Consider the following 20,127-nt stretch of genomic DNA (forward strand, 5'->3'; position numbering starts at 1 on the left):
CGTGTTGTCGGAAGGTGGAACACCGGTGTTCAAGAAGATCCTGGTCGCGAATCGAGGCGAGATCGCGATCCGCGCATTCCGCGCCGCAGTCGAGCTCGGAGCGCGGACGGTCGCGGTCTACCCGTATGAGGACCGCAACTCCCTGCACCGCCTGAAAGCTGACGAGGCGTACCAGATCGGCACCGTCGGACAGCCTGTTCGCGCCTACCTCGATGTCGCCGAGATCCTCCGCGTCGCGAAGGAGTCGGGGGCTGACGCCATCTACCCGGGCTACGGCTTCCTGAGTGAGAACCCGGAACTCGCGCGCGCTGCTGAGGAGGCCGGCATCGCGTTCATCGGTCCGCCGCCACGGGTCCTCGAGTCCGCGGGCAACAAGGTCACGGCGAAGAACCAGGCCATTGCCGCCGGCGTGCCCGTGCTCGCCTCGAGCCAGCCCTCGACGGATCTCGACGAACTCTGCGCTGCCGCCGACGAGATCGGCTTCCCGATCTTCGCGAAGGCCGTCGCCGGAGGCGGCGGGCGCGGCATGCGTCGCGTCGAGCGAACAGAGGATCTGCGCGAGGCGCTCGAGTCTGCGATGAAGGAGGCAGAGAGCGCCTTCGGCGACCCGACGATGTTCGTGGAGCAGGCCGTGCTTCGGCCCCGCCACATCGAGGTGCAGATCCTCGCCGATGAGCACGGCAACGTCGTGCATCTGTTCGAGCGCGACTGCAGCGTCCAGCGGCGGCACCAGAAGGTCGTCGAGATCGCTCCGGCTCCGAACCTCCCGCAGGAGGTCAGGGACAAGCTCTACGCGGATGCCGTCGCCTTCGCGAAGTCCATCGACTACGTCAACGCCGGCACCGTGGAGTTCCTGCTGGACACGGCCGGACCGCGCGCCGGGCAGCATGTCTTCATCGAGATGAACCCGCGCATCCAGGTCGAGCACACCGTGACGGAGGAGGTCACGGACGTCGACCTCGTCCAGGCGCAGATGCGCGTGGCCTCGGGCGAGCGGCTCGACGACATGGGGCTTCAGCAGCACCAGCTGGAACTCCACGGCTTCGCGCTGCAGTGCCGCATCACGACTGAGGACCCCTCCCAGGGGTTCCGTCCCGACACCGGCGTCATCACGACGTACCGCTCCGCGGGCGGCTCCGGCATCCGCATCGACGGCGGCACCATCGCAACGGGGGCCGAGGTCCTGCCGCACTTCGACTCGATGCTCATGAAGCTCACGGCTCGCGGACGCGACTTCCCCGCAGCCGTTCGGCGGGCACGTCGAGCGCTCTCCGAGTTCCGCATCCGCGGCGTCGCCACGAACATCCCCTTCCTCCTCGGCGTGCTCGACGACCCCGACTTCCAGCGTGGCGACGTCGCGACCGACTTCATCGAGAAGCGTCCGGGGCTGCTCGAGTACCGCCGACCCGGCGATCGAGGGACGAAGATCGTCAACTGGCTCGCCGACGTCACGGTCAACGCTCCGCACGGCGCTCGGCCGACCTCCGTCGAGCCCCGCTCGAAGCTCCCTGAGCTCGACACCGCCCTCCCGCTGCCCTCCGGGCGCCGACAGGAGCTGCTTGAGCTCGGGCCGACGGCTTTTGCAGCGCAGCTCCGCTCGGAGCGACGACTCGCCGTGACCGACACCACGTTCCGCGACGCGCACCAATCGCTCCTCGCGACGCGCGTCCGAACGCGGGACCTCGTCACAGCGGCGCCCTACCTCGCGCGGCTCACGCCAGAGCTGCTCTCCATCGAAGCCTGGGGAGGGGCGACCTACGATGTCGCGCTCCGCTTCCTCGGGGAGGAACCCTGGGAGCGCCTCGCGAGCCTTCGCGAGGCTGTCCCGAACATCCCCCTGCAGATGCTGCTCCGCGGGCGCAACACCGTCGGCTACACGCCGTACCCCGAGGCTGTGACCAAGGCGTTCGTCCACGAGGCGACTGCGACGGGTGTCGACATCTTCCGCATCTTCGACGCGCTGAACGACGTCTCGCAGATGAAGCCCGCCATCGACGCAGTGCTCGAGACCGGCACCGCCGTCGCCGAGGTCGCCCTCTGCTACACCGGCAACCTCGCCGACCCCGCTGAGCCGTTCTACACGCTCGACTACTACCTGCGCCTCGCGGAGCAGATCGTGGAGGCGGGCGCGCACATCATCGCGATCAAGGACATGGCGGGACTCCTGCGCCCTCAGGCGGCCTCGATCCTCGTCAAGGCCCTGCGCGAGCGCTTCGACCTGCCCGTCCACCTGCACACGCACGACACCGCTGGTGGTCAGCTGGCGACGCTCCTGGCGTCAAGCGAGGCAGGCGTCGACGCCGTCGACGTGGCCAGTGCTCCGATGTCGGGCACGACCAGCCAAGCGAGTCTCTCGGCGCTGGTCGCATCGCTCGAGCACACGGAGCGAGACACCGGCATCAGCCTCACGAACGTCACCGATCTCGAGCCGTACTGGGAGGCGGTCCGCCTCGTCTACCGCCCCTTCGAGTCGGGTCTGCCCGGCCCGACCGGTCGCGTGTACAAGCACGAGATCCCCGGTGGCCAGCTGTCGAACCTCCGCCAGCAGGCCATCGCACTCGGACTCGCGGACCAGTTCGAGCGCATCGAGGACATGTACGACGCGGCCGACAAGATCCTCGGCCGCATTCCGAAGGTGACCCCCTCGTCGAAGGTCGTCGGAGACCTCGCCCTGCACCTCGTCGCGGTGGGCGCCGACCCGGCCGACTTCGCCGAGAACCCGGGCAAGTTCGACATCCCGGACTCGGTCATCGGCTTCATGGCGGGCGAACTCGGCGAGCTGCCCAACGGATGGCCGGAGCCCTTCCGCAGCAAGGTGCTCGAGGGTCGAGACGTCAAGATCGAGATCACGCCGCTCTCCGCAGCCGACGAAGCCGGCCTCGCCGGCGACAGCCTCGAGCGCAGGCGCACCCTCAACAGGCTCCTCTTTCCGCAGCCGACCGCGAGCTACGAGGACACGGTCCGGCTCTTCGGCGACCTGTCCGTGCTCGACACCCTCGACTACCTGTACGGGCTCGAACCTGGCGAGGAGCACGTCATCCACATCGGCAAGGGCGTGCAGCTCTTCGTCGGGCTCGAGGCCATCGGCGAGCCGGATGCGGACGGCATGCGCACGGTCATGGCCACCCTGAACGGTCAGCTGCGGCCCGTCTTCGTGCGTGACCGCAGCATCAAGGTCGACACGATCGAGCGCGAGAAGGCCGACAGCGGGAATCCCGGTCACGTGGCAGCGCCGTTCTCCGGCGTCGTCACGCTGCGGGTGGACGTCGGCGAACGCGTCGCCCAGGGACAGACCGTCGCGACGATCGAGGCGATGAAGATGGAGGCCGGGATCACCGCTCCAGTCGCTGGAGTCGTCGAGCGCCTCGCGATCTCCTCACCGCTGGAGGTCGGCAACGGAGACCTCCTCGTCGTCGTGCGTCCGGGTGCAGAGAGCGCCGATGCCTGAGCTCACCGACGCCGAGCACTTCGGCCTCATCATCATCGGCGCGGGCTCGGGGAACTCCCTCCCGCCAGGCGACGAGAGCGGGCCGAGGACCGCGATCATCGACGACGGCCCGCACTTCGGCGGAACCTGCCTCAACGTCGGCTGCATCCCGACCAAGATGTTCGTCCACGTGGCGGACATCGTGCGGGTTGCGCGCGACGCCGACCGCCTGGGCATCCACGACGTCCGGCTGCGCCCGTCGTGGCCGGAGGTGCGCGACCGTGTGTTCGGGCGCATCGACCACATCAGCGACAGCGGGGAGCAGTACCGGGAGAGCGGCAACCCTCGGGTCACGCTTGTCCGTGAGCGAGTCGAGATGCTCGGCGACCGCGAGGTGCTCACGGCATCCGGCAGGCGCCTAACCGCCGACACGCTGGTCATCGCCGCGGGAAGTCGCGCGCGCCACCACGACGTCGTTCCGCTCAGCTCGCCACTCGTCCACACCTCCGACACGATCATGCGCATCGATGACGCGCCCCGACGCCTAGCGATCATCGGCGGCGGCTCGATCGCGTCTGAGTTCGCGCACGTCTTCAGTGCCTTCGGCTCCGAGGTGACGCAGCTGGTGCGTGGGCGCGTGCTCTCCTCGCTCGATGCCGACGTCGCCGAGACCTTCGCGGAAGCGGCACGGGAGCGCTGGCGCCTCGAGACCAGCACCTCCGTCGTCGGCTTCTCCGATGACGGCGGCGTCGCGACGCTCACGACCGACTCGGGAGAGCGCATCGAGGTCGACGCTGTGCTCGTCGCGATCGGGCGCATCCCGAACACCGACACGCTCGGCACCTTCGAGGTCGGCTTCGACCACCACGACGACGGCCGGCTGCGCGTGGATGCCTACCAGCGCGTCCTGCGCGACGGCCACCAGGTGCCTGGCGTCTTCGCCCTCGGCGACATCGACTCGGAGCACCAGCTCAAGCACGTCGCCAACCACGAGGCGCGGGTCGTCGCCCACAACATCGCCGTCGAGCCCGGCCGTCGCCTCATGAAGAACACCCTCGGCCCGGTCCCGGACGTGGTGTTCACCGAACCTCAGATCGCCAGCTTCGGGGCAACCCTCGAGCGGGCCGAGCAGCTCGGCTACGACGCCTTCGAGGTCGTGCACGAGTACGGGTCCACTGCCTGGGGGTGGGCGCTCGAAGACCAGCGCAGCTTCTGTAAACTCGTCATAGCGCGTGGAAGCGCGACCATCCTCGGGGCGCACATCGTGGGCCCGGACGCGGCGGTCCTGCTCCAGCCCCTCGTCCTCGCGGCGAGCTTCGGGCACTCCATCCGGGGCCTCGCGCGTGGCCAGTACTGGCCCCACCCCGCGGCGAGCGAGGTGGTCGAGAACGCGCTGCTGCGCGCTGAGGAGGAACTGTGACCGTTCGCCCCATCCGCTTCTACGGAGATCCGGTGCTGCGCACGCCCGCCGAGCAGATCACTGTCGTGGACGACCGCATCCGCAGTCTTGTCACCGACCTGCTCGACACGACGGCGCTCGACGGCCGAGCCGGGGTGGCTGCTCCGCAGATCGGGGTCGGGCTCGCCGCGTTCTCGTACAACATCGACGGGCGGACCGGCTACGTCCTCAACCCGGTCCTCGAGAGCACCTGGGGAGACGTCGAGGAGATCGACGAGGGCTGCCTCTCCGTCCCCGGCCTCTGGAACAAGACGCCACGGTACGAGCACGCTCGGATCACCGGAATCGACCTGGACGGCGAGCCCGTCGTCCTCGAGGGCTCTGGCCTCATGGCTCAGATGCTGCAGCATGAGACCGACCACCTCAAGGGGCTCGTGTACATCGACACGCTCGCGCCAGAGCACCGCAAGGAAGCCATGCGGGAGATCCGGGGCAGCGAGTGGTTCGCGCCCGCGACCGTCTCTGCTGGATCCGCGAAGGCCAGCGCCTTCGGCCGCACGTCGCGCTGACGACGCTGACCGGAGGCGCTGGCCGCGAGGGTCCAGCTCTCCGAGCTACTTGAGCGTGATGCCCTGCGTCGCCGGTGCGGCGTTGTAGATGCCCTCGATGATTCCTCGGTACTTCTCGAGGATCACGTGGCGCTTGATCGACATCTTCGGAGTCAGCGTGCCGTCGGCCTCCGTGAACTCGCCATCGAGCACGACGAACTTGCGGATCGACTCGGCCCGGGAGACGCGCGTGTTCGCGAGGTCGACAGCATGCTGGATCTCGGCCAGCACCTTCGGGTGCTCCGCGGCCTGGGCGACCGAGATGCTCGGGTCCTCGCCGTTGTTGGAGAGCCAGGTCTTCAGCATCTCGGGATCGAGCGTGACGAGCGCGGAGATGAACGGTCGCTGATCTCCGACGACGACGATCTGGCCGACGAGCGGGTTGGCTCGGATCGGGTCCTCGAGCGCCGCGGGGGAGACGTTCTTCCCGCCGGAGGTCACGATGATCTCCTTGATGCGCCCGGTGACGGTGATGTAGCCGTCGTCGTCGATCGAGCCGAGATCTCCCGTCTTGAACCATTCGCCGTCGAAGGCCGCGGCCGTCGCCTCGGGGTTCTTCCAGTACTCGCGGAACACGTTGATGCCCTTGACCTGGAGCTCGCCGCTGTCATCGGTGCGCACGGCCACGCCGGGCAGTGCAGGCCCGACGGTGCCGATCTTCGACTTCTCCGCGAGGTTCACGGACGCAGGGGCCGTGGTCTCGGTGAGACCATAGCCCTCGAGGATGTTCACGCCGATAGCCCGGTAGAAGTGGCCGAGACGCGCGCCGAGTGGCGCCGAGCCCGAGACGGCGTGCTTGACCCGGCCGCCCATGACCTCACGCAGCTTCGAGTAGACGAGCTTGTCGAACAGCTTGTACTGCAGGCCGAGGACAAGCGGCGTCCGGCCCGCGTCCTGCGATTCCGAGTAGCGGACCGCGACGTCTGCCGCCTTGCGGAAGATCTTGCCCCGGCCGCCGGTCTCTGCCTTCTGCTCCGCCGAGTTGTAGACCTTCTCGAATACGCGGGGCACCGCGAGGAGGAAGGTCGGGTGGAAGGTACCGAGCGACTCGACGAGCTTCGAGGTGTCGTGCTGGTGGCCCACCTTGACCCCGCCGTAGATGCAGAGCACCGAGATGAAGCGAGCGAAGACATGCGCGAGCGTGATGAAGAGCACCGTGGATGCGCCGGGGTAGATGAGCGCGCCAAGCGGGTCCTTCACGTTGCGGCACAGCTCGACGAAGTTCGAGTGCGTGATGACACACCCCTTGGGGCGTCCCGTCGATCCCGAGGTGTAGATGAGCGTCGCGATGTCAGCGCCGTTCGCGATCCCGCGACGGCGCTCGATCTCCGCGTCCTCGACGCCGGCCCCGAGGCGGATGAGCTCCTCGATCGCGCCGGCATGCAGCGCGTAGCGCACGCGCAGCCCCGAGACGGTGTCAGAGATCTCGTCGAGCTTGTCGTCGTGCTCTGGGAGCTCGGAGATGATGCCGACGGCCTCTGAGTCCTCGAGCATCCACTCGATCTGCGCGGACGAGCTGGTCTCGTAGACCGGCACCATCACTGCCCCGGCATACCAGAGCGCGAAGTCGACGAGCGTCCACTCGTAGTTCGTCTTCGCGACGAACGCGATGCGCTCCCCGGGCTCGATGCCGGCGGCGACAAAGCCCTTGGCGAGGGTGTGCACCTTCGCGTGGAACTCCTTGACCGGCACGTCGCGCCAGGTGCTGCCTTCTGGCAGGGCGAAGAGGGCGAGATCCGGCGATTCTCGAAGTCGGTACTCGAGCAGATCTGTGGTGTTCCAGCTCGGCTCCGGGCTGACGACGGCGGGGGTCTCGGATAGCTTCATTGCAACTCCTGAGTGTGGTCCTGGTCGTGAGCCGCCTGAACGCCCATCGTCCGGACCGATTCGACTTCACGTTCCGTGGCTTCCAACCCTACCGTTTCGGAAACGGGGAGCGGCGCAACGGGGCCGGGCATGTCCCGAGTACACTGATGTGCCATCGCCTATCGGGAGGCCACGCATGTTGTATTGGGTGCTCAAGCATCTCTTCGCAGGGCCCTTGGTGCGCGGAACCTTCCGCCCTTGGGTGCGCGGCGTCGAGAACATACCGGCGAAGGGGCCGGTCATTCTGGCGTCGAACCACTTGTCGGTCATCGACTCGTTCTTCATGCCGTTGTCGATCGACCGCCGCGTCTACTTCCTCGCGAAGAAGGAGTACTTCACCGGAACGGGGATCAAGGGCTATCTGACGGCGCAGTTCTTCAAGTCGACGGGCATGCTCCCGATCGACCGGGGCGGCGGAGCAGCGAGCGAGGCGTCCCTGCAGACGGGTCTGCGAGTGCTGGGCGAGGGCAAGGTGCTCGGGATCTATCCGGAGGGCACCCGCAGCCCCGACGCACGGATGTTCCGTGGGCGCACGGGAATCGCCCGAATGATCATGCAGGCGGACAAGCCCGTCACGGTCGTCCCCGTGGTCATGGTCGACACGGAGCGCGTCCTGCCCATCGGAGCGAAGGTTCCTCGTCTGCGCAAGGTCGGCATGGTCTTCGGCGAGCCGCTCACCTTCACCAGGTACGAGGGCATGGCGGCCGACCGCTTCGTGCTCCGTTCCATCACGGACGAGATCATGAGCGAGCTGCACGCCCTCAGCAACCAGGACTATCGCGACATCTATGCCTCGTCCATCCGAACCAAGATGGACGCAGAGGCCAAGGCGCTCGCCGCCGCACAGAAGCACTGAATCGCCCAGCAAGTCTGAGCGTTCGAGAAGCCCTGAGCGATCAACAGAGCAGAGCGCCGCGGCCCCGAGTATCGTCGGGGCCGTTCGGCGTGAGATCCAGCAACACACCAGCGCTGCAGCGCCCAAGCTGCCAGCATGAGATCAGAGACATGAGATCAGAGAAGCGAGCATGAGCCAATTCACCTCCACCCGCACAGAGTCGATCCCGACGCCCCCCGGCGTGCTCGAGGGGCTCGATGCCTGGCGCGAGCTGCCGATCCGGCAGCAGCCGCAGTGGGGCGACGCGACCAAGGTCGCGAGCGTCTCAGGTGAGCTCGCGTCGCTGCCACCACTCGTCTTCGCCGGCGAGGTCGACCGCCTGCGCGACCGCATCGCGACAGCCGCTGCCGGGCAGGCGTTTGTCCTGCAGGGTGGCGACTGCGCCGAGACCTTCGCGGGCGCGACGGCGGACAAGATCCGTGCGCGTGTGCGAACGATCCTGCAGATGGCCGTCGTGCTGACGTACGGCGCGTCGATGCCGGTCGTCAAGATGGGCCGCATGGCCGGTCAGTTCGCGAAGCCCAGGTCGAGCGACAACGAGACCCGCGGCGACGTGACGCTGCCCGCGTACCGCGGGGACATCGTCAACGACTTCGACTTCACCGAGGAGGGCCGGACCCCGGACCCGGAGCGCATGCTCCGCGGCTACCACACGGCCGCATCCACGCTGAACCTCGTCCGCGCGTTCACGACGGGCGGCTTCGCCGACCTGCGCGAGGTGCACTCCTGGAACCAGGGCTTCGCCGCCAATCCCGCCAACGCGCGCTACGAGCAGCTCGCAGCTGAGATCGATCGTGCCGTGCGCTTCATGGCGGCCGCCGGGGCTGACTTCTACGCACTCCGCGACGTCGAGTTCTTCGTCGGCCATGAGGGGCTCCTCATGGACTACGAGCGACCCATGACCCGGATCGACTCGCGCACCGGTCTGCCATACGACACCTCCGGCCACTTCATCTGGATTGGGGAGCGCACGCGCGACCTGGACGAGGCGCACGTCGACTTCTTCAGCCGCGTGAAGAACCCCATCGGCGTGAAGCTCGGGCCGTCGACGACGCCCGAGACCATGCTGCGGCTCATCGACAAGATCGACCCGAACCGCGAACCTGGTCGCCTCACCTTCATCACCCGCATGGGCGCAGGCAAGATCCGCGATGCGCTTCCACCCCTGCTCGAGGCGATCAAGAGCAGCGATGCGCAGCCGCTGTGGATCACCGACCCGATGCACGGAAACGGGATCACGACGCCGAACGGCTACAAGACGCGTCGCTTCGACGACGTCGTCGACGAGGTGAAGGGCTTCTTCGAGGCGCATCGCGCCGCGGGCACGCACCCGGGTGGCATCCACGTCGAGCTCACGGGCGACGATGTCACCGAGTGCCTCGGCGGTTCCGAGCACATCGACGAGAAGACCCTCGAGACCCGCTACGAGTCGCTGTGCGACCCGCGACTCAACCACATGCAGTCGCTCGAGCTCGCGTTCCTCGTGGCTGAGGAGCTGCGCGCGGGCAAGCACTAGAGGGACTCGGCCGTGACCTGCTTGGTGGCGATTCCGGTCGTGTGAGGTGACGAGGCCTCCTGGGGTGGTGGAGCTGTGAGCTCTGCCATCACCAGGAGGCCTCTGTCGGAGTGTGGGAGCACGGAACCCTGAACTCTCTCGCCGCATCACCCGTGAAATGATGAGCGCATGACGGCTGACGGCGTGCGCAGAGTCGATTTCCTCCCATGGGAGTACGATCCCCACTCCGCTGACGGAGCCGCTCAGGCTGAGCGGCTGGGCGAACTGGCGGCGTCGGGCGCCGCGATCGGCGATCGGGTCTTCGTCTCGGCGAGTGCCGCCGTCTTCTGCGACCGGCTGTCGATCGGCGACCGCAGCTATATCGCCGCCAACGCCTACGTCACCGACAACGTCGCGATCGGCGCGGATTGCTCCGTCAACCCGTTCGCCGTGGTCCGCGGCGACGTGCAGATGGGCGACGGCGTCCGGATCGGCGCACACACCTCGATCCTCGGCTTCAACCACTTGATGGAGCCGGACGCTCCGGTCTTCACCCAGGGGCTCTCGAGTCGAGGGATCGTTCTCGGAGACGATGTCTGGATCGGCTCGCAGGTGACGATCCTCGACGGGGTGGTGGTCGGCGACCACGTCGTCATCGGCGCTGGTTCGGTGGTCACGAAGAGTGTCCCGGACCACGCGATCGTGGCAGGCAACCCGGCGCGCGTCCTGCGCGACCGCCGGGCTCCGGCACGCCAGACTGGGCTCGGGGAGGCGCTCCGACGCTTCGGGGACACGGCTCGGGCTGAGATCCCGGCAGTGCTCGAGCGGTGCTTCGAGGGCGGCCGCTTCGTCGATCGCCCAGGCACGGCTGCAGCGCCCACCCTGCGCCCATGGGCCGACGCGGTCGAGCTCGCCGACCTGCTGCTGGACGCACCGCCGCCGGGCTTCGCCGCCGCGGACCTGCTCCGGCGGCTGACGACGAGGCAGGATCCTGCGACGGGGCTGGTCGCCGACGGCGATCTCTCGGACGCCGGCCTCGAGCGAGCGCAGACGTCGCCCGATCGGCAGCCATCGGAGCCGCTTTCGGCGTTCGACGGGCCGGCGAGCTACCACGTCCTCAGCGTCAGCTACGCCGTGCGGCTGCTGGGCGGGCGGATGCCCCACCCGATCCGCGCCGTGCACGGGCTCACGGGAACGGACCTGACGGCCGCCCTCGACGCCCGCGACTGGGGCGCTGGCGCCTGGGGCTCCGGCGCCGCGGTCGACGCGGTCGCTACGGCCTGCGCCGCGAACATTCTGGATCATTCCGACGCCTTCGACGACGGGGGAGCCGGGCCTCTCCTCACCTTGCTTGGCTGGGCTGTCGCACGCGCGGACCCGCGAACAGGCCTGTGGGGGGAGGTGCTGCCCGGCTCGGAGTTACCACGGCTGCAGGCCGTGAACGGTTTCTACCGGCTGACCCGCGGACTCTTCGCGCAGTTCGGACTGCCGCTGCCGTATCCGGTCGCGACGATCGACACCGTGCTGCTGCACGCGGCTGACCCTCACCTCTCCACGCCAGCTGGCTGGACCGCGTGCAACGTCCTCGACATCGTGCATCCGCTCTGGCTTGCTTCGCAGCAGACCCCGCACCGCCGCGCGGAGATCGCGGAGTGGGCGCGCGGGGCGCTCGAGCAGGCGCTCGGCCAGTGGGTTCCCGGCGAGGGGATAGCGTTCGCTCCGCGTTCCCAGAGCGCGGGTGGCGCACCAGGGTTGCAGGGAACCGAGATGTGGTCGAGCATCATCTGGCTGCTCGCCGACCTGCTTCACGCATCGGATTCGCTGGGCTACCGCATGCGCGGGGTGCATCGTCCTGATCCGATAGCGGCACTTCGGCCGACGTCACTCTCGTAGCGCTCGACTGCGGTCTGAGAGAGTCTGCACCAGCCGGGACGTGTCCCGGCGGCGTCGGAACGAGTTCGAGCAGAGGCCCTGATCGTGATCCCGCGCGCGTCAGCGGCCCGAGCACCTACAGCGTCGCGGTGGCCGTCAGCGTGACGTTCGACCCGGCCGGTACCTCGACCCCGGCGGCGGGGGACTGCGTCGAGACGACGAACTTGATGACCGGGTTCGGGTCGTTGACGATGCCGGGGGGAACGTTGTGGCCGACCGTCAGCCCGAGTCCCTCGAGCGTCGCGATGGCTTCGCCGATGGGTGCGCCGACGACGTCTGGGAGGACGACGGGGGCTGGCCCCTTCGAGACCGATATGTTGATCGTGTCGCCCGGAACGACCGGATCGGTGGTGGTCGAGGAGGCGATGACGACGCCGCTGGCCACCGAGGCTGAGAACTCCCGGCTCGACACGTTCACGACGAGTCCGGCCTCCTCGATGAGCTTCGTCGCGTTCGCTTCCGTCTCGCCAGCTACGTCCGGGAGGACTCCTGCCGAGGCCACGAGACGGATGGGCTGGCCCTCGGCGAGCGTGGAGGGGAGTGGAGCGCCGGTGGTGTCCGTCGCCGCGATCACGACGTCGGCTTCCTCATCGGAGAACTGGCGCAGGGTCGTGGCCTGGTCGTAGGTGAAGCCGGCCTCGGTGATGGCGGACTCCGCCGCCTCGAGCGTCAGCCCTTCGAGGGCCGGTACCGTGAGCATCTCCGGCCCGGCGGAGACGATGAGGGAGATCGGAGTCTCGGGGGCGAGCGACGTGCCGGCTTGCGGGTCCATGTCCATGACGGTGCCGGCAGCGACCTCGAGCGAGAACTCCTGCGTGACGTCGCCGACGGTGAAGCCGGCAGCGGTGATCGCCGACTCCGCGTCCGCCTGGGTGAGCGAAACCGCCTCGGGGACCGTGTTGTAGGACCCAGGTCCGAGTCCGAACCACCAGCCGATGCCGCCGGCCGCCGCGACCAGTGCGATGACCAAGATGGCGATGACTGCGCCGAAGGTGCGTCGCTTGCGGGCGCCCTGCTCGGCCGTCGAGGTGGCTTGCGGGAGCGAGGGCACGAGCTCTGCAACGCCCGTCTCCGGGAAGATCGGCGCCCCTACGACTGTGGGGGAGTCTCCGGGTCTGAAGGACTCGACGTGTCCTTCGGAGAACTCCGGAGGGGAAGACGCCGATGACATCTGGCTCGTGATGAGGGCGAGCTGCGTCGGGTCCGTGTCCTCGACGTCGCTCTGGCTCGCGGTGGCCAGGACCGCCGTCGGGTCGACAGCTCGGGCCGATTGGCCGAGCTCGGCTTCCGCGCGACGCAGCGCTTCGAGCATCACGCCGGCGTCCGCCGGCCGAAGTTCGGGATCGCGTTCCGTCGACCAGGCGACGAGCTCGTCGAGTTCATGCGGCACGCTGGCGTTGACCTCGCTTGGAGCGGGAACCGTCTCGTTGGCGTGCCGGTACGCGATGTTGACGGGCTGGTCGCCTCGGTATGGCTGCTCGCCCGTCAGCATCTCGAAGAGCATGATGCCCAACGAGTAGATGTCGCTGCGCACGTCGGCGGTGCCCTTGGTCACGAGCTCGGGACTCAGGTAGGCGATGGTGCCGAGCAGGACCTGCCCGGTCGCCGTGTTCGCGCTCGCCGCACGGGCGAGACCGAAGTCGCTGAGCTTGATGCGGCCGTCGTCGGCGAGCAGGACGTTCTCGGGCTTGAGGTCGCGATGCACGATGCCGAGCTTGTGAGCCGCCTGCAGGCCCGCGAGTACGGCGTCCATGACGTCGATCGACTGCTCCGGGGTGAGTCGGTGATGGTCGTGGAGCAGGTCGCGGAGCGTGATGCCCGGGATGTACTCCATCACCATGTAGGCGAAGACCTCGTCGTCACCCTGGTCGTAGACGTTCACGACGTTCGGGTGGGTGATCTTCGCCGCGGAGCGCGCCTCGCGGATGAACCGCTCGCGGAAGCGCTCGTCGGCGGCGAGGTGGTCGTGCATCACCTTGATCGCGACCCTGCGCTCGAGGCGCAGATCAGTGGCGACATAGACCGTAGCCATGCCGCCCTTGGCGATCAGAGAGCGCACTTGATATCGGCCGTCGATCAGACGGCCGATCATGTCGTCGGGACCAACGGGACTCACGTCGTGCAGGATAGCCCGACGAGGCACGCGCCTCCCGGATGAAACACCGCACGGCGCCGAGGAATCGCTCGGGCTCGCATCGATGCGCGGAGTCTGCGACCATGTGAGGCGTGAGCGACGTCTTCAGTACCCGTGAGTGGTACACGATTCCCCAGGCAGCATCCGAGCTCGGTGTCTCGACGGGGCGCGTGTCGACCCTGATCGAGGACAAGCAGCTGCTGTCGTTCCGCATCGAGCGAGAGCCGCGCATCCCGCAGGAGTTCATCAAGGACGGCGAGCCGCTGGCTGGCCTCCGGGGGACGCTGTTCCTGCTCGGCGACGCAGGGCTCAGCGCGCACGACCAGATGGTGTGGCTCCTGAGCGTCGATGAGACGCTCGGCGTCGCCCCTCTTGACGCGCTCGTGCAGGGACGCAAGACGCAGGTGCGTCACGCCGTCCAGCTGCTCGCCATCTAGTCGATCAGCGCTGCTCGACCTCCGCTGCTCGACGGGTGCTGCGTCTCGGCACCGCTGGCCAACCGGTGCTGGCGCCGAGCAGGCTGCCAGCTGGTCAGTGCTCCAGCTGGTCAGTGCTCCCGGTGAGCCGTACGCTCCGCGAGCTGCTCAAGCAGCTGTCGCGAGCCGGGGTCGAGCTCGAGGCTCTCCAGTCCGGCGAGCGCCTCGACGAGTGAGGTGCTGATCAGCTCCTCCACACGCTGCAGTCCGCCAGACTCCGCGATGAGCGCCTGCATCCAGGCGATCTGAGAGTCATCCAGCCCCTGGTCTCCGAGGAGCTCGTCGAGCCGCGCCGAGTCCGAAGGCGATGCCAGCTCCTGAGCTGCGGCGATCATGAGCGTTCGCTTGCCCTCTCGGAGGTCGTCTCCGCTGGGCTTGCCGGTGACCGCCTCGTCTCCGAACACGCCGAGGACGTCATCCCGAAGCTGGAAGGCGAGGCCGAGGGGCAACCCGAAGGCGCGAATCTGCTCCACGCGGGCATCGGATGCACCCCCGAGGAGCGCTCCGAGCACAAGAGGCTCCTCGACGCTGTACCTGGCGGACTTCGAGATCGCGATCGTCGTGGCCCGGGAGGCGCGTTCGTCGATGGGAACGACCGGCCACGCCACCTCCTCGACGAGGTCGAGGTACTGGCCGATGGTCACCTCGCTGCGCATCTTGCTGAACTCGGCTCGTGCGCGGACGGCGTCCGCGGGAGGCACGAGGGCACAGGCCTCCACGAAGAGCTGGTCGCTCCAGACGAGCAGCAGGTCGCCGAGCAGGATCGCGGCGCTGAGACCGAAGTGCTCCTCGTCGCCAGCCCAGCCGGCGGCGCGGTGGTGCTTCGAGAAGGCGCGGTGGGTGGAAGGAGCGCCCCTGCGAGTGTCGGAGCGATCGATGATGTCGTCGTGGACCAGAGCTGCGGCGTGGAAGAGCTCGATCGAGGCTGCAGCGAGGATCACCGCCTCGCTCTGCTCTGGAGTGCCGGCGGCGCTGCTGTACCCGGCGGCGCAGAACGAGGCCCGGAGGCGCTTGCCGCCCGTCGTGAAGGCCCCGGCCTGTTCGAGGAAGGCGGGCACATCGACGCCGATCGGCCCCAGAACCTGAAGATTCTCGGCAATTGTGGCGTCCAGACGACGCTGGACTTTGGAGGACAGCGTAGAACTCTCAGACACGACACCACTCTACCCAGGTGCGCGCGCCTACAATGGGCGCAATACTTCGGAGCGGGGCTCCGATCGCCCCCTGAGCACGAGGTCAACATGGCACTATCTGAGCAAGAGCAGCGGTTGCTTGATGAGATGGAGCGCAGCTTCTACCAGAACGATGCGGACGTGGTGTCCACATCGCCGAGAAGCGGCGCTGCGGTCACCACGCGAGCCGTCGTGGTCGCGTTCCTTTCCGTCGCAGTCGGCATCGGCGTCGTCGTCGCCGGCGTCGCGACCAACATCCCGGTCCTGGGGGTCGTCGGGTTCGTCCTGATGCTCGCTGGAGTCGTCTACGCGTTCGCCGCCCCGAAGGGCGGGTCTTCGCAGTCCGATCCACTGCCAACAGGTCGCCCCTCATCGAAGAGTGGTGATTCGTCTGACGGTTCGTTCATGGACAAGCTCGGCAACCGCTGGGACAAGCGGCAGCAGGGGGAGTAGCGGCGGGGAGCCGCCACAGCCCTCCACCTCGCACCTTCTCTCACCACTCCACTTTCATACCTCGGGACCGGCCACCTGGCCGGTCCCTTTTTTTGTGCCCACGTGAGGTGAAAACAGCTCCACTTCCCTCCACCCTTGAGAGGCCAGTAATTTACTGGCCTCTTTCTGCATTCACAGGCGAGAAATAGTGCGTTTGCGTAGATGTGTGGTGGGTTGTGGAGTAAAGTGGAGCATGTGGGGATTCAGCGACAGGGAGGGAGGCGTGCATGTTCCTTGGCACGTACTCGCCCAAGCTCGACGAGAAAGGGCGGCTCATCCTTCCGGCCAAGTTCCGCGAAGAGCTCGAAGAGGGTGTCGTGCTGACTCGCGGGCAGGACCGCTGCGTCTACGTCTTCTCTACGAGCGAGTTCGAGGAGCTCCACAACCGCATCCGCCAGGCCCCAGTCACCAGCAAGCAGGCTCGCGACTACCTGCGTCTTCTGCTCTCCGGAGCCCACGCGGAGACGCCTGACCGGCAGAACCGCGTGACCATCCCGCAACAGCTCAGGCAGTACGCAGGGCTCGACCGCGAGCTCGCCGTGATCGGTGCTGGCAGCCGCGCCGAGATCTGGGATGCCGAGGCCTGGAACACCTACGTCGCGGCCAACGAGGCCGCCTTCTCCGAGACCGCGGAGGAGGTGATCCCGGGACTCTTCTGACCCTGACCGCCGATTCTCAGCCGTTCCGCTCTGAAGCGCCTTCCCTCGCAGCAGAGCTCAGCAGCACCGCGGAGCCCCATCTGAAGCCACTTCCCCGGCGGCAGAAGGAATCTCCACTTCGCTCCCCTCGCGCATCGCTGCGGGGAGAGAGAACGGATGGGAATCAGTGATCAGGGAGGAACCCGCATCGTCATGACACAGAACAGCCAGAACACACAGCCGGAGAACGACGGCGAACGCGACCCGGCATCGCTGCACACGCCAGTGCTCCTCGAGCGCTGCGTGGAGCTCCTCGCACCCGCTCTGCAGGCCCCAGGCAGCATCTACGTCGACGCGACGCTCGGCATGGGTGGCCACAGCGAGGCAGTCCTCGACCGCTGCCCGAACGCCCGCCTGGTCGGATTCGATCGCGACTCGGAGGCACTCGGCCTCGCCGGTCGACGCCTCGCTCGCTTCGGCGATCGGGTCACGCTCGTGCACGCCGTCTACGACGAGTTCGAGTCCTCGCTCGACGAGCTCGGGATCGACACCGTCGACGCCGTTCTGTTCGACCTCGGTGTCTCGTCGCTCCAGCTCGACGAAGCGAGCCGCGGTTTCTCCTACAGCCAGGACGCGCCCCTCGACATGCGCATGGACGCCACGAAGGGCGTCACGGCGGCAGAGATCGTCGCCACGTACGGTGAAGAGGAGCTCAAGCAGCTCTTCTACCGGTACGGCGACGAGAAGCTCGCTCCGCGGTACGCGAGCTGGATCGTGCGCGAGCGGGCCCAGGGTCCGATCGCGACGACTGGACAGCTCGTCGACGTCCTCCAACGAGCCACCCCGGCCGCGAAGCGCGACGCCGGCCACCCCGCGAAGCGCGTCTTCCAGGCCCTCCGCATCGAAGTCAATGCTGAACTGGGCGCACTCGAGCGTGCCCTCCCGCAGGCCCTCGACCGAGTCAGTCTCGGCGGACGCGTCGTCGTCGAGGCCTACCAGTCCCTCGAGGATCGCTTCGTGAAGCGGCTGTTCGAGGCGAAGACCACGTCGACCGCCCCGAGCGGCCTTCCGGTCGAGCTGCCCGAGCACAAGCCCGAGTTCGAACGCCTCGTGCGCGGCGCGGAGCGCGCCGGCGCCGACGAGGGCGAGATCAATCCACGAGCACTTCCCGTGCGCTTGCGCGCGGTGGCGAGAGTTAGGAGCCCACGGGCATGACTGCAGCAACAAGCCTCCTCCGCGGGTCCACCTCCACGCGTCGCCAGAAGTCGCCCCCTAGGGCGGCGACCCCGTCGCCGCGGTTGCGCCTCGTCGAGGCACCCGGCACCCGGAGGCTCCCGAGCCTTCGCTCGATGCTCATCTCCCTCGTGGTCCTCGCCGGGGTCTTCGTCACGCAGCTCGCACTGAGCATCGCGATCTCCCAGGGCGCCTACGAGGTCAGCGGGCTCGAGCAGACGCAGACCGAGCTCGCTCGCACCGAGTCAGCGGCACTCGAGGAGCTCAGCGCGATGTCGTCGGCGCAGAACCTCGCGGTCGAGGCCACGAAGCTCGGAATGGTGCCGACCGACTCGCAGGCGTTCCTGCAGGTCGGCAGCGGCTCGCTCGCCACCGATGCAGCCTCCACCGGCACCTCCGCTCCCATCAACACGGGGCTCGTCACGAACGAGGTCACGCAGCCAGCGGCACCGGTCGCCGACCCCAACGGAGTTTCAGCGGAGCAGGCCGCCGCGCCTGCCGTACCCTCGGTCACCGAGCTGCGTTCTCCCTCCACGAGGTAGACCCACCAAGAGCAACACCAGAGGGGGAGGACCACCGTGTCACCGAAAGTGTCCAGGCGCAGGGCGGGCCTCGTCATCATCCTCGTGACCGCGGTGCTCGTCGCCTTCGGGGTGCGCCTCATCGACGTGCAGCTGGTCTCCGCGTCGACCATCAACGCCGACGCCGAATCCAAGCGCGGCGTCTCCAGCACGATCTTCAGCGAGCGCGGGTCGATCATCGACAAGAACGGCGAGATCCTCGCCGATTCCGCCGACCGCTTCGACCTCACGGTAGCCCCCGCGAATGTCGACGAGTTCGATCGCAAGGGCGACGACGGCAAGACCACCACGGTCTCCAGGGATCAGGCGCTCGGCGAGATCGCAGCCATCACCGGGCAGCAGCAGGCAGAGCTCATCGGCGTCATCGACGGGGCGCTTGCCATCGACCCGGAGAGCAACTTCGCGTACCTCAGCCGGGGGCTCGAGCTCGCGGCCTATCAGAAGGTGCGCGCGCTCGAGATCCCATGGATCTACCCGAAGAGGGAAGCGGCGCGCGTCTACCCCAACGGCCAGGTGGCCGGAAACCTCACCGGTTTCCTCGGCGCTGATGGCGAGCCTCTCGCCGGACTCGAATACTCCGAGAACCAGTGCCTCGCGGGCGTCGACGGCGAGGAGACTTACGAGCGCAGCGCTGACAACGTTCGCATCCCAGGCACCGAGGTCACGCTGACCGAGGCGAAGCAGGGTGGCACGCTCAAGCTCACGGTCGACGCCGACCTGCAGTACTACGCACTCCAGGTGCTCGCTCAGCAGGTCACGGCGATGGGCGGCCAATGGGGGCACGTCATCGTCCAGGAGGTCGACACCGGCAAGGTCCTCGCCGCGGCGGACTATCCGTCCGTCGACCCCAACGACCCAGGCGCCACGGCGACCGAGGACCGCGGCTCGCGCGCGTTCACGGCACCGTACGAGCCCGGCTCGACGATGAAGGCCCTCACCGCCGCGATGGTCTTCGACAAGGGACTCTCAACGCCCGGTGAGCAGTTCACGGTGCCCGGCCGCTTCGAGCAGACCGACGTCAGCTTCGGCGACGACTGGGCGCACGGAGATGAGCGGTGGACCGCGGCGGGCATCATGACACGCTCCTCCAACATCGGCATCGCCCTGATGGGGCAGCGACTCAGCGCTGGCGAGCGCTACGACTACATGCTCGACTTCGGCCTGAACGCCGACACCGAGGCCGGCTTCCTCGGCGAGGAGGCCGGAACGGTCCGCCCCTACGACGAGTGGGACCCGCAGACGAACTACGCCACGATGTTCGGCCAGGGCCTGCAAGTCACGGCCCCACAGATGGCGAGCGCCTACCAGACCATCGCCAACGGCGGTCAGCGGCTTCCCGTCCAGCTCGTCGAGGGCTGTGAGACGGAGGACGGCTTCGTGCCGACCGAACCCGGTGAGGCGCGCCAGGTCGTCTCCGCGAAGGCCGCAACCGACACGCTGACGCTGCTCGAGGCCACGGCGCAGAGCGGGAGCCTCGCGAACGAGGTGGCGATCCCCGGCTACCGGGTCGGCATTAAGACGGGCACCGCGGAGGTCTCTGATGGACAGGGGCAGTACGTCGCGGGGAGCTTCATGACCTCGATGGCGGGAGTCGCCCCGATCGACGACCCCAAGTACGTCGTCACGGTCTCGATCATGAACCCAACTACGATGAGGGGCAGCGCCGCCACCGCGCCAGCATGGCACGATGTCATGGCCTACGTCCTCCAATCCAACCGGGTGGCACCATCGCCGAGCCCGTGGCCGACGATCCCGACCACGTTCTGATCCGCACTACTG

At 67.9% G+C, this 20,127-nt stretch carries 15 protein-coding genes; 12 read left to right on the forward strand and 3 right to left on the reverse strand.

The genetic code is table 11. The features are described from left to right. The first annotated feature begins 25 nt into the window (after nt 1-25). The 3 genes from GV007_RS07030 to def are packed head-to-tail and all read left to right on the forward strand — an operon-like array spanning nt 26 to nt 5,395. On the forward strand, nt 26-3,448 hold the full coding sequence (locus GV007_RS07030) for a pyruvate carboxylase (RefSeq protein ID WP_160071676.1): 3,423 nt from the start codon (nt 26-28) through the stop codon (nt 3,446-3,448). Further along, on the forward strand, nt 3,441-4,847 hold the full coding sequence (locus tag GV007_RS07035) for a mycothione reductase (RefSeq protein WP_160071677.1): 1,407 nt from the start codon (nt 3,441-3,443) through the stop codon (nt 4,845-4,847). The genes GV007_RS07030 and GV007_RS07035 overlap by 8 nt, the downstream gene beginning before the upstream one ends. Beyond that, a complete protein-coding gene (gene def / locus GV007_RS07040; RefSeq protein ID WP_160071678.1) occupies nt 4,844-5,395 on the forward strand; it encodes a peptide deformylase in 552 nt (183 codons plus the stop codon). Before GV007_RS07035 ends, def begins: the two co-directional genes overlap by 4 nt. A gap of 45 nt (nt 5,396-5,440) precedes the next feature. Here def and GV007_RS07045 read toward each other — a convergent pair whose 3' ends face one another. Beyond that, the gene (locus GV007_RS07045; protein WP_160071679.1) at nt 5,441-7,261 is read right to left on the reverse strand and encodes an AMP-dependent synthetase/ligase; all 1,821 of its coding nucleotides are present in this window, start codon (nt 7,259-7,261) and stop codon (nt 5,441-5,443) included. Between the two features lie 175 nt (nt 7,262-7,436). Between GV007_RS07045 and GV007_RS07050 the strand changes: the two genes are divergently transcribed. From GV007_RS07050 to GV007_RS07060, 3 genes are all read left to right on the forward strand, one after another. Continuing rightward, entirely contained in the window at nt 7,437-8,156 is a 720-nt protein-coding gene (locus GV007_RS07050; protein WP_104241124.1) for a lysophospholipid acyltransferase family protein, read from the forward strand. Nucleotides 8,157-8,325: 169 nt separating this feature from the next. After that, on the forward strand, nt 8,326-9,711 hold the full coding sequence (locus GV007_RS07055) for a class II 3-deoxy-7-phosphoheptulonate synthase (RefSeq protein WP_160071680.1): 1,386 nt from the start codon (nt 8,326-8,328) through the stop codon (nt 9,709-9,711). A 168-nt stretch (nt 9,712-9,879) separates the two neighbouring features. Beyond that, a complete protein-coding gene (locus tag GV007_RS07060) occupies nt 9,880-11,583 on the forward strand; it encodes an acyltransferase (RefSeq protein WP_160071681.1) in 1,704 nt (567 codons plus the stop codon). Nucleotides 11,584-11,698: 115 nt separating this feature from the next. On the opposite strand, the gene pknB is transcribed toward GV007_RS07060, so the two are convergent. Next, the gene (gene pknB / locus GV007_RS07065; protein WP_160074126.1) at nt 11,699-13,714 is read right to left on the reverse strand and encodes a Stk1 family PASTA domain-containing Ser/Thr kinase; all 2,016 of its coding nucleotides are present in this window, start codon (nt 13,712-13,714) and stop codon (nt 11,699-11,701) included. Between the two features lie 134 nt (nt 13,715-13,848). Between pknB and GV007_RS07070 the strand changes: the two genes are divergently transcribed. Next, nucleotides 13,849-14,193 carry an Rv2175c family DNA-binding protein gene (locus GV007_RS07070; RefSeq protein ID WP_104241128.1) on the forward strand — a complete coding sequence of 115 codons (345 nt, stop codon included), beginning with the start codon at nt 13,849-13,851 and terminating at the stop codon, nt 14,191-14,193. 110 nt (nt 14,194-14,303) lie between these two features. Here the strand turns inward: GV007_RS07070 and GV007_RS07075 are convergent, their stop codons facing one another. Beyond that, nucleotides 14,304-15,386, reverse strand: a complete 1,083-nt coding sequence (locus tag GV007_RS07075) for a polyprenyl synthetase family protein (protein ID WP_160071682.1) — start codon at nt 15,384-15,386, stop codon at nt 14,304-14,306. 87 nt (nt 15,387-15,473) lie between these two features. Between GV007_RS07075 and GV007_RS07080 the strand changes: the two genes are divergently transcribed. The 5 genes from GV007_RS07080 to GV007_RS07100 all read left to right on the forward strand — a co-directional run bounded on the left by GV007_RS07080 (nt 15,474) and on the right by GV007_RS07100 (nt 20,115). Then, nucleotides 15,474-15,857 carry a DUF3040 domain-containing protein gene (locus tag GV007_RS07080; RefSeq protein ID WP_160071683.1) on the forward strand — a complete coding sequence of 128 codons (384 nt, stop codon included), beginning with the start codon at nt 15,474-15,476 and terminating at the stop codon, nt 15,855-15,857. A gap of 266 nt (nt 15,858-16,123) precedes the next feature. Continuing rightward, on the forward strand, nt 16,124-16,555 hold the full coding sequence (mraZ, locus tag GV007_RS07085) for a division/cell wall cluster transcriptional repressor MraZ (RefSeq protein WP_160071684.1): 432 nt from the start codon (nt 16,124-16,126) through the stop codon (nt 16,553-16,555). Between the two features lie 192 nt (nt 16,556-16,747). Further along, nucleotides 16,748-17,749 (forward strand): 16S rRNA (cytosine(1402)-N(4))-methyltransferase RsmH, encoded by a 1,002-nt coding sequence (gene rsmH, locus GV007_RS07090; protein ID WP_228502430.1) that lies wholly within the window; start codon nt 16,748-16,750, stop codon nt 17,747-17,749. Then, the gene (locus GV007_RS07095) at nt 17,746-18,309 is read left to right on the forward strand and encodes a hypothetical protein (protein ID WP_160071686.1); all 564 of its coding nucleotides are present in this window, start codon (nt 17,746-17,748) and stop codon (nt 18,307-18,309) included. Before rsmH ends, GV007_RS07095 begins: the two co-directional genes overlap by 4 nt. A 36-nt stretch (nt 18,310-18,345) precedes the next feature. Beyond that, nucleotides 18,346-20,115, forward strand: a complete 1,770-nt coding sequence (locus GV007_RS07100) for a peptidoglycan D,D-transpeptidase FtsI family protein (RefSeq protein WP_160071687.1) — start codon at nt 18,346-18,348, stop codon at nt 20,113-20,115. Nucleotides 20,116-20,127: the final 12 nt, after the last annotated feature.

It is taken from the genome of Pseudoclavibacter sp. 8L (assembly GCF_902506465.1).
In the GTDB taxonomy this organism is placed as follows: Bacteria; Actinomycetota; Actinomycetes; order Actinomycetales; family Microbacteriaceae; genus Pseudoclavibacter.

What these genes read in the sequence shown, in the direction of transcription:
- GV007_RS07035 (WP_160071677.1), top strand. Translation starts at nt 3,441, where the DNA reads ATGCCTGAGCTCACCGACGCCGAGCACTTCGGCCTCATCATCATCGGC.
- GV007_RS07045 (WP_160071679.1), bottom strand. Translation starts at nt 7,261, where the DNA reads ATGAAGCTATCCGAGACCCCCGCCGTCGTCAGCCCGGAGCCGAGCTGG.
- GV007_RS07050 (WP_104241124.1), top strand. Translation starts at nt 7,437, where the DNA reads ATGTTGTATTGGGTGCTCAAGCATCTCTTCGCAGGGCCCTTGGTGCGC.
- GV007_RS07055 (WP_160071680.1), top strand. Translation starts at nt 8,326, where the DNA reads ATGAGCCAATTCACCTCCACCCGCACAGAGTCGATCCCGACGCCCCCC.
- GV007_RS07060 (WP_160071681.1), top strand. Translation starts at nt 9,880, where the DNA reads ATGACGGCTGACGGCGTGCGCAGAGTCGATTTCCTCCCATGGGAGTAC.
- pknB (WP_160074126.1), bottom strand. Translation starts at nt 13,714, where the DNA reads ATGATCGGCCGTCTGATCGACGGCCGATATCAAGTGCGCTCTCTGATC.
- GV007_RS07080 (WP_160071683.1), top strand. Translation starts at nt 15,474, where the DNA reads ATGGCACTATCTGAGCAAGAGCAGCGGTTGCTTGATGAGATGGAGCGC.
- mraZ (WP_160071684.1), top strand. Translation starts at nt 16,124, where the DNA reads ATGTTCCTTGGCACGTACTCGCCCAAGCTCGACGAGAAAGGGCGGCTC.
- rsmH (WP_228502430.1), top strand. Translation starts at nt 16,748, where the DNA reads ATGACACAGAACAGCCAGAACACACAGCCGGAGAACGACGGCGAACGC.
- GV007_RS07095 (WP_160071686.1), top strand. Translation starts at nt 17,746, where the DNA reads ATGACTGCAGCAACAAGCCTCCTCCGCGGGTCCACCTCCACGCGTCGC.